Annotated in this window: 14 protein-coding genes and 4 tRNA genes; 12 read left to right on the forward strand and 6 right to left on the reverse strand. The window is 58.0% G+C overall.

Features of this window, described 5'->3' with window-relative positions; all coding sequences use genetic code 11:
• Nucleotides 1–28: 28 nt before the first annotated feature.
• Nucleotides 29–673 (reverse strand): YceH family protein, encoded by a 645-nt coding sequence (locus ACM6HV_RS03805; protein ID WP_047291562.1) that lies wholly within the window; start codon nucleotides 671–673, stop codon nucleotides 29–31.
• Between the two features lie 125 nt (nucleotides 674–798).
• Here ACM6HV_RS03805 and ACM6HV_RS03810 point away from each other — a divergent pair, with 125 nt between their 5' ends.
• Nucleotides 799–1,308, forward strand: a complete 510-nt coding sequence (locus ACM6HV_RS03810; protein WP_007965386.1) for a DUF1993 family protein — start codon at nucleotides 799–801, stop codon at nucleotides 1,306–1,308.
• A gap of 154 nt (nucleotides 1,309–1,462) precedes the next feature.
• On the opposite strand, the gene sstT is transcribed toward ACM6HV_RS03810, so the two are convergent.
• Nucleotides 1,463–2,695, reverse strand: a complete 1,233-nt coding sequence (gene sstT / locus ACM6HV_RS03815) for a serine/threonine transporter SstT (protein ID WP_414903550.1) — start codon at nucleotides 2,693–2,695, stop codon at nucleotides 1,463–1,465.
• A 337-nt stretch (nucleotides 2,696–3,032) separates the two neighbouring features.
• Here sstT and ACM6HV_RS03820 point away from each other — a divergent pair, with 337 nt between their 5' ends.
• Nucleotides 3,033–4,196, forward strand: coding sequence for an MFS transporter (locus tag ACM6HV_RS03820; RefSeq protein WP_414903551.1), 1,164 nt, complete (start codon nucleotides 3,033–3,035; stop codon nucleotides 4,194–4,196).
• Here ACM6HV_RS03820 and nhaR read toward each other — a convergent pair.
• Nucleotides 4,191–5,090: a transcriptional activator NhaR gene (nhaR, locus tag ACM6HV_RS03825; RefSeq protein ID WP_145596531.1), complete on the reverse strand. Its 900-nt coding sequence runs from the start codon at nucleotides 5,088–5,090 to the stop codon at nucleotides 4,191–4,193. The two genes, ACM6HV_RS03820 and nhaR, sit on opposite strands and share 6 nt — an antisense overlap.
• Before the next feature lie 231 nt (nucleotides 5,091–5,321).
• On the opposite strand from nhaR, the gene ACM6HV_RS03830 reads away from it, so the two are divergent.
• Nucleotides 5,322–5,564, forward strand: a complete 243-nt coding sequence (locus tag ACM6HV_RS03830) for a hypothetical protein (RefSeq protein ID WP_025108906.1) — start codon at nucleotides 5,322–5,324, stop codon at nucleotides 5,562–5,564.
• 28 nt (nucleotides 5,565–5,592) lie between these two features.
• Nucleotides 5,593–6,342, forward strand: a complete 750-nt coding sequence (locus ACM6HV_RS03835; RefSeq protein ID WP_041074106.1) for a TerC family protein — start codon at nucleotides 5,593–5,595, stop codon at nucleotides 6,340–6,342.
• A gap of 189 nt (nucleotides 6,343–6,531) precedes the next feature.
• Here ACM6HV_RS03835 and ACM6HV_RS03840 read toward each other — a convergent pair whose 3' ends face one another.
• Nucleotides 6,532–6,693, reverse strand: coding sequence for a hypothetical protein (locus tag ACM6HV_RS03840; RefSeq protein WP_174377378.1), 162 nt, complete (start codon nucleotides 6,691–6,693; stop codon nucleotides 6,532–6,534).
• A gap of 234 nt (nucleotides 6,694–6,927) precedes the next feature.
• Between ACM6HV_RS03840 and ACM6HV_RS03845 the strand changes: the two genes are divergently transcribed.
• The 3 genes from ACM6HV_RS03845 (at nucleotide 6,928) to ACM6HV_RS03855 (ending at nucleotide 8,113) form a co-directional block, all read left to right on the forward strand.
• Entirely contained in the window at nucleotides 6,928–7,599 is a 672-nt protein-coding gene (locus ACM6HV_RS03845; RefSeq protein ID WP_041074108.1) for a lipoprotein, read from the forward strand.
• A gap of 89 nt (nucleotides 7,600–7,688) precedes the next feature.
• Entirely contained in the window at nucleotides 7,689–7,895 is a 207-nt protein-coding gene (locus tag ACM6HV_RS03850) for a DUF6021 family protein (protein WP_041074110.1), read from the forward strand.
• Between the two features lie 11 nt (nucleotides 7,896–7,906).
• The gene (locus ACM6HV_RS03855) at nucleotides 7,907–8,113 is read left to right on the forward strand and encodes a hypothetical protein (protein ID WP_414903552.1); all 207 of its coding nucleotides are present in this window, start codon (nucleotides 7,907–7,909) and stop codon (nucleotides 8,111–8,113) included.
• A gap of 52 nt (nucleotides 8,114–8,165) precedes the next feature.
• On the opposite strand, the gene pbpG is transcribed toward ACM6HV_RS03855, so the two are convergent.
• Together pbpG and folD are read right to left on the reverse strand one after the other, a co-directional pair.
• Nucleotides 8,166–9,104 (reverse strand): D-alanyl-D-alanine endopeptidase, encoded by a 939-nt coding sequence (gene pbpG, locus ACM6HV_RS03860; protein ID WP_041074112.1) that lies wholly within the window; start codon nucleotides 9,102–9,104, stop codon nucleotides 8,166–8,168.
• Between the two features lie 229 nt (nucleotides 9,105–9,333).
• Nucleotides 9,334–10,188 carry a bifunctional methylenetetrahydrofolate dehydrogenase/methenyltetrahydrofolate cyclohydrolase FolD gene (folD, locus tag ACM6HV_RS03865; protein WP_041074114.1) on the reverse strand — a complete coding sequence of 285 codons (855 nt, stop codon included), beginning with the start codon at nucleotides 10,186–10,188 and terminating at the stop codon, nucleotides 9,334–9,336.
• Nucleotides 10,189–10,463: 275 nt separating this feature from the next.
• Here folD and ACM6HV_RS03870 point away from each other — a divergent pair.
• The 5 genes from ACM6HV_RS03870 to tig all read left to right on the forward strand — a co-directional run bounded on the left by ACM6HV_RS03870 (nucleotide 10,464) and on the right by tig (nucleotide 12,651).
• Nucleotides 10,464–10,540, forward strand: a tRNA-Arg gene (locus ACM6HV_RS03870).
• 32 nt (nucleotides 10,541–10,572) lie between these two features.
• Nucleotides 10,573–10,648 (forward strand) — tRNA-His (locus ACM6HV_RS03875).
• 57 nt (nucleotides 10,649–10,705) lie between these two features.
• Nucleotides 10,706–10,790 (forward strand) — tRNA-Leu (locus ACM6HV_RS03880).
• Nucleotides 10,791–10,866: 76 nt separating this feature from the next.
• A tRNA-His gene (locus ACM6HV_RS03885) sits at nucleotides 10,867–10,942 on the forward strand.
• 398 nt (nucleotides 10,943–11,340) lie between these two features.
• The gene (tig, locus tag ACM6HV_RS03890; protein WP_414903553.1) at nucleotides 11,341–12,651 is read left to right on the forward strand and encodes a trigger factor; all 1,311 of its coding nucleotides are present in this window, start codon (nucleotides 11,341–11,343) and stop codon (nucleotides 12,649–12,651) included.
• Nucleotides 12,652–12,704: the final 53 nt, after the last annotated feature.

Consider the following 12,704-nt stretch of genomic DNA (forward strand, 5'->3'; position numbering starts at 1 on the left):
AGCTCGCTCCCACGTAGGATTTTGGGGGTTATTCAAGGCGCGCCAGGCGCTCTTCCAGTGCGGCAATCCGTGCTTCCAGCTCTTCGATGCGCTCGACGGAAACGCCGCTGGTCGCGCGCTCCCCAGGATTCTGCCGCGCCGCCAGGATCGCCTCGATGTCCGCCGGATCGCCCAGTGCATGGGTGTAGCGGTCTTCGCGTTGTCCGGCCTGACGCGGGATCAACACCGCCAGCCCACGGGCGATCAGGCGTTCAAGTTGATGCACCACCTGCTCGGCATCTTCGAAATCATGCATGCGGCCGCTGCGGGTCAGCAACTCATTCACTGTCTGCGGACCACGCAGGAACATCAAACCGGTGAGAATCACCTGGGCCGGCACCAGCTCCAGCGCCTTGTCGAGCTTATGCTCCCAGCGATCAGCGCGACTGCCCATGACCAGTTTGGTGTAACCGTGGCTTTCCAGCGCCCGCAGACTCTGGCCGACCTGGCCCTGAGTCAGGTTCATCACTGGCTCGCGACTGGTCTTCTGATTGCAGGCCAGCACCAATGCATTGAGGGTCAACGGATAGGTTTCCGGGCTGGTGGCCTGTTTTTCGATCAACGAACCCAGAATGCGGATTTCCGTGGCGTTGAGCCGTGGTTCGTCGGTGGTGGTTGCAAGTTCGGTGGTCATCGCGCGTTCCCTCAGCAGTCGAAGGCGCCTAGCCTAATCCTTGGCTAACAAAAGGCAAGCCGTGTGGTCATCAAGCATGGCTATAATCGCCTCCACGTTCCACCCAGCCACCACACGAGACTGCCATGACCATTTCCCTTTACGCCGCATCCGTCCCGGTTTTTCAACAAATGCTCAACGCCCTGAGCGATGTCCTGAAAAAGGCTGAAGCCCACGCCACCGAGAAAAACATCGACCCGAACGCCTTCCTGCAAGCGCGCCTGTACCCGGACATGTTCCCGCTGGTGCGTCAGGTGCAGATCGCCGTCGACTTCGCCAAGGGCGTTTCCTCGCGTCTGGCCGAAGTCGAAATCCCGAAGTATGACGACACTGAAACCACGTTCGCCGAACTGCAGGCGCTGATCGCCAAGGTGCTGGCCTACATCGGCGAGATCAAGCCGGAGCAGATCAACGGCAAGGAAGGCATCGAGATCGTGACCCGTCCGGGCACGCCGAAAGAGAAGCGCTTCAGCGGTCAGGCTTACCTGCTGAGCTACGGTCTGCCGCAGTTCTTCTTCCACGTCACCACCACCTACGCGCTGCTGCGCCACAACGGTGTTGAAGTGGGTAAACGCGATTACATGGGCGCGTACTAAAACACCCAGCTACAAAAAAGCCCGCCAAGGTTCACACCTTGGCGGGCTTTTTATTGGATAAAGCAAAAGATCGCAGCCTGCGGCAGCTCCTACAGGGAAACGCATTCCTCATGTAGGAGCTGCCGCAGGCTGCGATCTTTTGATCTTTTGATCTTTAGACTGAGCGCTGAACTTTCGCCTCTTCACCCAAGCAAGCCGCGGCAGTAAACAGCACATCAGTGGACGAATTCAGCGCTGTTTCCGCCGAGTCCTGCAGCACACCAATGATGAAACCCACCGCCACCACCTGCATGGCAATCTCGCTGGGAATGCCGAACAGGCTGCACGCCAGCGGAATCAGCAGCAGCGAGCCACCGGCCACGCCCGAGGCGCCACAGGCACAGATCGCCGCGACGACGCTGAGCAGGATCGCGGTCGGGATGTCCACGGCAATCCCCAGCGTGTGCACGGCAGCCAGGGTCAGCACGGTGATGGTGATCGCTGCGCCAGCCATGTTGATGGTCGCACCCAGCGGGATCGATACCGAGTAAGTGTCTTCATGCAGGCCCAGGCGCTTGCTCAGTTCCAGGTTGACCGGAATGTTCGCTGCCGAACTGCGGGTGAAGAAGGCAGTGATGCCGCTTTCGCGCAGGCACTTGAGGGTCAGCGGGTACGGGTTGCGGCGCAGCTTCCAGAACACAATCAGCGGGTTCATCACCAGCGCCACAAACAGCATGCAGCCCAACAGCACGGCCAGCAGATGCGCATAACCGATCAGCGCGCCGAAGCCCGAGGTGGCGAGGGTAGACGCCACCAGACCGAAAATGCCCAGTGGGGCGAAACGAATCACTACGCGCACGATCACGGTCACGCCGTTGGACAGGTCGCCCAGCACCTCGCGCGTGGTGTCGCCGGCATGGCGAATCGCGACACCCATGCCGATCGCCCAGGCCAGAATGCCGATGAAGTTGGCATTCATCAGCGCGCTGACCGGGTTGTCGACCACGCTCAACAGCAGGCTTTGCAGCACTTCGGCAATGCCGCCCGGCGCGGTGACTGCCACATTGTCGGTGGACAGCACCAGATGCGAGGGAAACGCCATGCTGGCAACCACCGCGACCACGGCTGCGGCGAAAGTGCCGAGCAGGTACAGGAACAGGATGGGTCTGATGTGGGTTTCCTGACCGTGCTTGTGGTTGGCAATCGACGCCATTACCAGTACGAACACCAGAATCGGCGCCACGGCTTTCAGCGCCGAGACAAATACTTTGCCGATGAACGCCGAGCCTTTTGCCGCTTCCGGGGCGAACAACGCCAGAGCGATACCGGCGATCAGGCCGATCAGGATCTGCGTGACCAGACTGAGGTTTTTCAGGCGTTGCAGTACAGAAGGGGATGAAGCGGTCATAACGGCATCTCTGATTTTTTATAGGGTGCAAGGTTGCGTGAAACCGGTGATACATCAAGGGGGCAGGTCACCGGCACGAACCGAAAGGGCTGACGCGCGATCAACGCTGTTAAACGGGGCGCTGAACAGGGTGTACGTTTTTCAGGGCGCGGACTTTATCACAGCGTAGGCGTTATCCTTCAGGCCTGTGACGATCTGCCACCGGATTGATCGCCAAGTCGGCAGGTTTATGCAAGTCACTGCTGAAACACTCTGTTAAGATTCGCCATCCTCATTTTAATCGTTGCCAGCGGGCCTTCCGGTCATCGCTGGTGTCGTCGTTTTGCTGGAGTTGCTCATGCTGTTGCCCATTCTTCTGTTGTCCGCTGCCGGATTCACGGTGCTGACCACGGAATTCGTCATCGTCGGCCTGTTGCCGGCCATTGCCCGAGACTTGGCGGTTACCATTCCTCAGGCCGGCCTGCTGGTGACGCTATTCGCTTTCACGGTGGCGATGTTCGGCCCGTTTTTGACCGCCTATTTCGCCCGCTTCGAGCGGCGCAAGTTGTTCATCACCATCCTGATCATGTTCGGCCTGGCCAACACCGTTGCCGCGCTGGCGCCGAACATCTGGGTCATGGCCATTGCGCGCTTGATCCCGGCCCTCGGCCTGCCGGTGTTCTGGGCCTTGGCCAGCGAGACAGCGGTGGACATCGTCGGCCCGGATCACGCCGGCCGCGCGATTGCCAAGATCGGCTTCGGCATTGTTTGCGCGACGGTGTTCGGCATTCCGGTGGGCACGTTGATTTCCGATGCGTTCGGCTGGCGCAGTGCGTTCGCGATTCTGGCGGTGATCGCTTTTGCCAAGGCCTTGCTGCTGTTTGTTTATCTGCCGAAAACCAGCCTGCATCAGCATCAGGTCAGCTTCAGCTCGCAATTCAAGATCCTGCGCAGCCCGCTGATGCTCGGCCATGTGCTGTTGTCGATCCTGGTGTTCAGCGGCATGTTCACCGCCTACACCTATCTGGCCGACATTCTCGAGCGTCTGGCGGGTTTTAACGGCACCGTGGTTGGCTGGTGCCTGATGGGCTTCGGTGCGGTCGGGCTGATCGGCAACTCGCTGGGCGGGCGTGCAGTGGATCGTCATCCGTTGGGGGCGTCCGTGCTGTTCTGCGCGTTCATGATTGCCGGCATGGTCTCGCTGGTGCCGAATATTCACTCGACGCTGGGCCTGGCGGTGGCCATGGGCATCTGGGGAATCACCCAGGCGGCGCTGTTTCTGGTCAGCCATGTGCGCCTGATGAAAGCCGCGCCGCAAGCGCCTGCGTTTGCCGCGTCGCTGAACATCGCCGGCGCCAACCTCGGTATTGGCCTGGGCGCGATGATCGGCGGGCGGGTGATCGACAGTGCTGGCCTGAGCTTTCTCGGCTTCGCCGCTGCCGGATTCATTCTGTTGTCGGTATTCCTCGCCATGGTCTTGATGACGCTCAAGCCGCGCGAAGACTGCGCCCAGACCTCATAACGCGGTAAACAGCTCGCGTCGGGCACCTTCGGTAATCGCCACGATGCCGGGGTGCTTGACCTTGCGTTCCACGGAAATGGCATAGAACGACTCGGTCACCGCGTCGGTCTGGCCAATCACCTCGACGCCGTACTGGCGTTTGACTTCATCGGCAATCACGCTCGGACCGATGAAAATCCCGCTGCCCGATTGGCCGAAGGCCTGCATCAGGGCGCTGTCATCGAATTCCCCAACGATTTGTGGCTGGATCTGCTGTTCGGCAAACCAGCGCTGCAAACGGCTGCGCACCACGGTTTCCGCGCCGGGAATCAGCAAAGGTGCGCCGTTGAGGCTGCGCGGAAAGTCCTGCCCGTATTGCGCCGCCAATTGCGCGGTGGCGAAAAAACTGATCCCGCATTCGCCGAGTTTCTGGCTGTAGCCCTTGATGTCGAGGTGCGACGGCATCGGGCTGTCGGAAATCACCAGATCCAGACGCTGGATGGCCAGGTCCGCCAACAGGCGTTCGAGTTTGTCTTCGCGGCAGGTGATGCGCAGCGGTTCGTGCAACTCCATGGTCGGCGCGATCAGCCGATAGACGATGGACTTGGGCACCACGTCGGCCACGCCGACGCGAAACAGGATCTGCTGTTCGTTGGGCTGGGCACGCAGCATCAACTCCAGTTCGCCGCCCAACTGGAACATCTGCTCGGCGTAGGGCAGGGCCTGGCGTCCGGCTTCGGTCAGTTCCAGCTGGCGGCCGACCCGTTGAAACAGTTCGATACCGTAGGTTTGTTCGAGCAGCGAAATCTGCCCGCTGATGGTTTGCGGTGTGAGGTTGAGTTGCTCGCAGGCACGCACGATGCTGCCGGTTTTGGCGACCACCCAGAAGTAATGCAGTTGTCGGTAATTCAGCACTCTAAGGTTACCCCCCCCTGTAGGAGCTGCCGCAGGCTGCGATCTTTTGATCTTGCTTTAAAAAATCAAAAGATCGCAGCCTTCGGCAGCTTCTACACTGATGGTCATAGTTCGTTAAAGCCGAAGTATAGCCGCTAAAAATACGAATTTTCCTGAAGTGTTTGTCTCCCTAGAATGCCCAGCCATCGACGGGTGGTCTGTGACCCTGTCTGTTCATTCGAAGGAAGTCTCATGAAATACACAATCCCTGCATTGATGTTTACGTCTTTACTGCTCATGGCCGGTTGCGATCAGGCCGAGAAAAGTGCCCAGCAATTGATGGGCAAGGCCGCTGAAAGCGCCAAACAGGCGATCGACGATACGCACAAAGCTGCTGAACAAGCGCTCAGCGACGCCACGGGCGGCTTGATCGAGAAAAAAGAAGCACCGGAAAAAGACGCGGAAAAATCCGAATCTTCCTCCAAGACCATCTAAACCGTCACACAAGAGTCAGGACTGACCCATGGAATATCTGTTAGAACTCGCCGCCAGCCCCGCCGCCTGGGTTGCTTTGGCCACACTGGTGGTGATGGAAATCGTGCTCGGCATCGATAACCTGATCTTTATTTCGATCCTGACCAACAAGTTGCCTGTGCAGCATCGGCAGAAGGCGCGCCGCATCGGTATCGGCATGGCGCTGATCCTGCGTCTGGCCCTGTTGAGCACCATCGCTTTCATCGTGCAGTTGACCGAACCTGTAATCGAAATCATGGGCCAGGCGTTCTCCTGGAAAGACATGATCCTGATTGCCGGTGGTCTGTTCCTGGTGTGGAAAGCCACGACCGAGATCCATCACAGCATGGACCCGGCCCCGGAAGACCCGAAAACGGCGACTTCGACCGTGACCCTGGGCTTCGCTGCCGCAATCGGTCAGATCCTGATGCTGGACATGGTGTTCTCCATCGACAGCATCATTACTGCGGTGGGCATGACTGAACACTTGCCGATCATGGTGATCGCGGTGGTGGTCTCGGTAATGGTGATGCTGTTCGCAGCGGAGCCGCTGGCCAAGTTCATCAACGACAACCCGACAGTGGTGATGCTGGCCCTGGGCTTCCTGATCATGATCGGCATGACGCTGATCGCCGAAGGCTTCGGTGCCCATGTACCGAAAGGTTATGTGTACGCGGCCATGGCCTTCTCGGCAGCGATTGAAGTGCTGAACATGATGTCGCGCCGGGCGAAGCAGAAGAAGCTGGCTCAGCAGGCTTAATCTGCAGCAAACCAAAAGGCCGGCTGGACTCATCGAGTTCAGCCGGCCTTTTTGCTTATGCCTCATGCCATACGGCTTGTGCCTTATGTAGGAGCTGCCGAAGGCTGCGATCTTTTGATTTTTTAGAGCAAGACTCAAAAGATCGCAGCCTTCGGCAGCTCCTGCAGAGGTTTTATATCAACTGACCTGTCAGTGCGCAGTCGCGTGGCGGTGCTTTTCTGGCTTGTGATTCGGGGTCGAATCGACCGGATGATGATGGCGTCGCGCAATGCGCAGCACGCCCCACAGCATGGCGCTGGCAACGGCCAGCCAGCCGGCTATCAACATTACGATGGTCATGGTCAGGCTCATCGGTGCCTCCTCTTTGCCCTGCGTCGGGCACACACTTTTTCAATTCGCTCTGTTTCAGTGACAGTCTAGACAATGGGGTGTTTCAGACTATTGACCAAAGGTCGGTGATGACCAATCAGTTCGCTCTATGCAATCGATCGGTCTGCGGTTTAAGGCTATACCGCAGCCGTGCGTCGCCCTATGATCGCAGGCGTTGCCGGAACACGATGACCGGCGTCTGATCAGAGAGTGACAATGGTGCAGGTATTGACTCGATTGCGAGGGGCGTTGCTGGTGGCCGGTTGCGCGGCTGTATTGGCGGGGTGTGCGGGCACTGTCGCGCCGCAGGTCAAGCGCCTGCCGGAGCGGGTCGAACTCAGCGGTACGTTCTATCGCGGTGAAGCCAATCAGAGTGGTCCGCAAGTGCTGGCCAGTCTGTTGTCGCAGCAGGGCATCATGATCACGCCGGGGCTGCTGGAAAAACCGTTGCAGCTGCCGGGTGCACAGGATCAGTTGCAGCAGAATCTGCAGAACCTGGCCCGCGATTACGGCATGGTGGTCTATCCGCTGGACAAGAACCTGCCAGCCTTGCTCACCCAGGTCGCGGCCGGATATCCGGTGATGGTGCGCTTTAGCGAAGGCTCGGCGTTCTGGGCTGAACCGCGTTACGCCATTCTTTCCGGTTACGACCGCTTGAAACAGAAAGTATTGTTGCGCGCCGGAATGAATCGCCGCGAACTCATGAGTTTCAGTTCCTTCGAGTCGGCGTTCGAAAAGTCGGGCGGTTGGGCCGTGCTGATCCAAAAGCCCTCGCAGATTCCCGCCGAGGTTGATCGTCAGCGCTGGCTAAAGGCGGCCGATGAGTTGGCGCAGGCCGGGCAGGAACGTGAAGCGGAGCAAGCCAAAAAGGCTCTGGCTGCACATTAAGTCTCCGTTCGTCATTTGCCGGGCACCCTCACGCCCGGCACGCCTCTTAACGATAGAGCCCGAATGTGCGGGTGAATCAGGAGGCGAGCATGGCAGATTCCCCATCCCCGAAAGGCCCACACTCAAGCGAGCATTCGTCCGGTCATGATCTGGGTTTCGATCCGGATTCCCCGGATCTCGACGACCCGCAGGTTGATCCGGTCGGCCCTGCCAAGGCGCCGAAGGACGTGGAAACCGGCGAAGACAGCAAGCGTCCGGCCAAGCCTTACGATCCGTTGGCTGACCTGAAACCCTAAGTGAGGTGCGTATGAGTACCGATTCCAGCTTTGACGATAAAAAACCGGACAGCGTGCCGACCACGCCTGAGGATGACGTAGACCCGGTACTGGATCCGGACAGCCCGCTGCGTGATCCATTGGCCCGGCCTAATGTGCTGACCCCGGAGCAGCATCGCGACCCGAGTGCCGGTGACGGCATTCCCGATGACGAACAGATGCCGCTGCCCAATGACTGAGACGCAGGCATTAAAAAGCCCCGAAATGTCGGGGCTTTTTTTGTTTCGCGAACTACTTGGAGGCTTCGACCACGCCGCTCTGGCGCGCCTTGAGGTTTTTCTCGGCCTTGTATTGTTGGGCCACTGCCGGGACGTTGGTGCTGCGACCGGTTTCCATCCAGCTGCGGATACGGCTGGCATCGGCGAAGTGTGTGTACTTGCCGAACGCATCGAGAATCACCAGGGCAACCGGGCGGTTGCTCATCCGTGTCACCAGCACCAGGCAATGACCCGCCGGGTTGGTGAAGCCGGTTTTAGTGATTTTGATGTCCCAGTCGGCCTTGTTCACCAAGTGATCGGTGTTGCGGAAGCCCAAGGTGTAGTTGGGTTTACGGAACGACACCGTTTTTTCCTTGGTGGTCGTCAGTTCAGTGAGGATCGGGTGCTTGCTCGCGGCCACCAACAGTTTGCTCAGATCGCGGGCGGTGGAAACGTTACGTTCCGACAAGCCGGTCGGTTCGACATAGTGGGTGTTGGTCATGCCCAGTGCCTTGGCCTTGGCATTCATCGCCGCGATGAAGGCTGCATAACCGCCAGGGTAGTGATGCGCAAGGCTGGCGGCTGCACGGTTTTCCGAGGACATCAGGGCAATCAGCAACATTTCCCGGCGCGGCAGTTCGCTCTTCAGTTTGACTCGGGAGAACACGCCTTTCATTTCCGGCGTGTGGCTGATGTCGACGTCGATCCATTCGTCCATGTTCTGGTGCGCTTCAACGACCACCAGCCCGGTCATCAGCTTACTGACCGACGCGATGGGTACGATCACGTCCGGGTTGCTCGAATAGATGACTTTATTGGTCTGCAAATCCATGAGCAGGGCGCTGCCGGAGGCGATCTTCAGTTGCGAAGCATCGCGTGGCGCAGCAGTGGTTTCGGCGGCGTTGACGGTTGGCGTGACGAATGTGCCTGAAAAAGCAAAAACCAGGCTCAGGATCGAAAGACGAATTTTCACGCGGGCGAACTCATAAAGGTTGGATATTCCGTTAGTTTGTAACGGGTTATTTCTTCAAAGCGTCGCATTCTAGGAGTATGGCTGAAGATCTGTCGATGGTTGTTTGAATGACCTGAAAATCTCGTGAAAAGGCCTGTAAAAAGAGGGGTTTCCGGCGAACGGTTAGTGTTTTTTCTCAGATACAAAAAACCCCGCACAAAGCGGGGTTCTTTTATCGCGGAAAAACCTCTCAGGCGTGCAGGGTTTCTGCCGCGTAGAGGGTGTTTTCCAGCAGGCAGGCGCGGGTCATCGGGCCAACACCGCCCGGCACCGGAGTGATCCAGCCGGCGCGGGGCAGAGCGGTTTCGTACACCACGTCACCGACCAGCTTGCCATCGTCCTGACGGTTGATGCCGACGTCGATAACGATCGCGCCTTCCTTGATCCACTCGCCCTTGACCAGGCCCGGCTTGCCGGCGGCGACCACCACCAGATCGGCGCGACCGACGTGGCCGGCCAGATCCTTGGTAAAGCGGTGGGTGACGGTCACGGTGCAACCGGCCAGCAGCAGTTCCATTGCCATCGGGCGCCCGACGATGTTGGAGGCACCCACCACTACCGCGTCCAGGCCATAAAGGTCCACCCCCGTGCTTTCCAGCAAGGTCATGATGCCTTTCGGAGTGCACGGACGCAGCAGCGGGATGCGCTGGGCCAGGCGGCCGACGTTATAAGGATGAAAGCCATCGACGTCTTTGTCCGGGCGGATGCGCTCCAGCAATTTGGACGCGTCCAGATGCTCGGGCAGGGGCAGTTGCAGCAGCACGCCGTCGATGGCCGGGTCGTCGTTGAGGCGATCGATCAGATCGGTCAGCGCTTCTTGAGTGGTGTCGGAGGGCAGGTCGTAGGCTTGAGAGAGGAAGCCTACCTCTTCACAGTCTTTACGCTTGTGCGAGACATAAACCTGAGAGGCAGGATCGCTGCCGACCAGGATCACCGCGAGGCCGGGAGTGCGCAGGCCTTGCTGGCGACGCTCGGCAACTCGTTGGGCGATCTGCTGGCGCAGGCTGGCGGCGATCGATTTGCCGTCGATTAGTTGTGCAGTCATTGCGCGTGATTAACCATCGAGAGGGGAAAAAAAGAGAACGCATTCTCGCATGTCAGACGGTGAGGGCAAAGGCGCTTGGTCAGCAAATTCCCCTAACTCCTTTAATTAAATGAATTTTTTTCAAAAAGGATTTGACGACCTTGGGAGCGCTCTATACTATTCGTCGCACTTGTCGGGCACAGCCTAGCACTGGTTAAGAAGGTTGAGCGGAATTAGCGTTCTGCGAGGCTGGAAAGCATTTAGTTTGTAGTCCTCCAAGAGTACAGATTAATAAGGCGCCCGTAGCTCAGCTGGATAGAGCATCCGCCTTCTAAGCGGATGGTCGCAGGTTCGAGTCCTGCCGGGTGCGCCATTAGGCAGCTTTGGCACAAGTAGCGCGATATGGTGGGCGTAGCTCAGTTGGTAGAGCACGGGATTGTGACTCCCGTTGTCGTGGGTTCGATCCCCATCGTCCACCCCATATTTCGAAAGGCGCCAGATGTAACAGTCTGGCGCCTTTGCTTTAAAAGCTTCATCTGCGGATGTGGTGGAATTGGTAGACACACTGGATTTAGGTTCCAGCGCCGCGAGGCGTAAGAGTTCGAGTCTCTTCATCCGCACCAATTAAAGCTTCATTCTTGCCGCAGGCCTGATGAAGTTCAGCAAAGAAGTTGAATGGCTTTTTTGTGACGCAATATGGTGGGCGTAGCTCAGTTGGTAGAGCACGGGATTGTGACTCCCGTTGTCGTGGGTTCGATCCCCATCGTCCACCCCATATTTCGAAAGGCGCCAGATTTAACAGTCTGGCGCCTTTTTTGTTTTACGGTTTGTGGTTTGTTGTGCTGGGTTTCAGGTCGAAGGGCAGGGCGTTTCGTCGTGTTTACGGGCTTGCAGCCTGCGTGTCGACCACCGGCCATGTTCGCTGGATCGGCCGTCAGGGAGATGGCTCGCAGTCTCTTCTATATATAGAAGCGGTTGAAGCAGAGCCCTGGCGTGATGGTCTTTATTCGTCTTCGGGGTGGAATGCATTGCTGCATTCACACCTATAAATGGCCTGCTGTTTTTTTACCCGTTTTCAGTAGGGTGACTTCTTGAGTTTGACCCACTAGAATGCATGCCCTTGATTCTGGGGTCGGAAACGGCCGGCTAACGTCTGTGCAACGAGGAATATCCATGCAAGTTTCTGTTGAAAATACTACTGCTCTTGAGCGCCGCATGAGCGTCACCGTGCCGGCTGAGCGCATTGAGAGCCAGGTCAACAAGCGTCTGCAGCAGACTGCCCAAAAGGCCAAGATTGCTGGCTTCCGTCCAGGCAAAGTGCCAATGAGCGAAATCAAGCGCCGTTTCGGTGCTGACGCTCGTCAGGAAGCTGTTGGTGATGTCATCCAGTCCTCCTTCTATGAAGCCGTGGTTGAGCAGAAGCTGAACCCTGCCGGTTCGCCTTCGATCGAGCCGAAGTCGCTGGAAGCTGGCAAGGACCTGGAATACGTTGCCGTATTCGAAGTGTTCCCTGAGTTCACCGTTGCCGGTTTCGACGGCATCACTGTCGAGCGCCTGAGCGCTGACGTGGCTGACGCTGATCTGGACAAGATGCTGGACATCCTGCGCAAGCAGAACACCCGTTTTGAAGTGGCCGATCGCGCTGCCCAGAACGAAGACCAGCTGAACATCGATTTCGTTGGCAAGGTTGACGGCGAAGCATTCGCCGGCGGCTCCGCCAAGGGTACTCAGCTGGTGCTGGGTTCCGGTCGCATGATTCCGGGCTTCGAAGAAGGCCTGGTTGGCGCCAAGGCGGGCGAAGAGCGCGTTCTGAACCTGACCTTCCCTGAGGACTATCAGAACCTGGACCTGGCCGGCAAAACCGCCGAGTTCACCGTGACTGTAAACACCGTGTCCGAGCCTAAGCTGCCAGAGCTGAACGAAGAGTTCTTCGCTCAATTCGGCATCAAGGAAAGCGGCATCGACGGTTTCCGCGCCGAAGTTCGCAAGAACATGGAGCGTGAGCTGCGTCAGGCCATCAAGTCCAAGGTAAAAAATCAGGTAATGGACGGTCTGCTGGCCACCAACCCGATCGAAGTGCCTAAGGCTCTGCTGTCCAACGAAGTTGACCGTCTGCGCGTGCAGGCTGTTCAACAGTTCGGTGGCAACATCAAGCCTGATCAACTGCCGGCCGAGCTGTTCGAAGAGCAAGCCAAGCGCCGTGTAGTGCTGGGTCTGATCGTGGCTGAAGTGGTCAAGCAATTCGACCTGAAGCCTGACGAAGCCCGCGTTCGTGAAATGATTCAGGAAATGGCTTCGGCTTACCAGGAACCTGAGCAGGTTGTGTCCTGGTACTACAAGAACGAGCAGCAACTGAACGAAGTCCGTTCGGTTGTGCTGGAAGAACAAGTTGTGGATACTGTTCTGCAGAAAGCTAGCGTGACCGACAAATCGGTCTCTTACGAAGAAGCGGTCAAGCCGGTAGAAGCTCCAAAAGCCGACTGATTGTTTTTGCGTTAAGAAGTACACACATAAGCCAGCCTTCGAGCTGGCTTATG

It is taken from the genome of Pseudomonas sp. IT-P260 (genome assembly GCF_949768395.1).
GTDB lineage: Bacteria > Pseudomonadota > Gammaproteobacteria > Pseudomonadales > Pseudomonadaceae > Aquipseudomonas > Aquipseudomonas parakoreensis.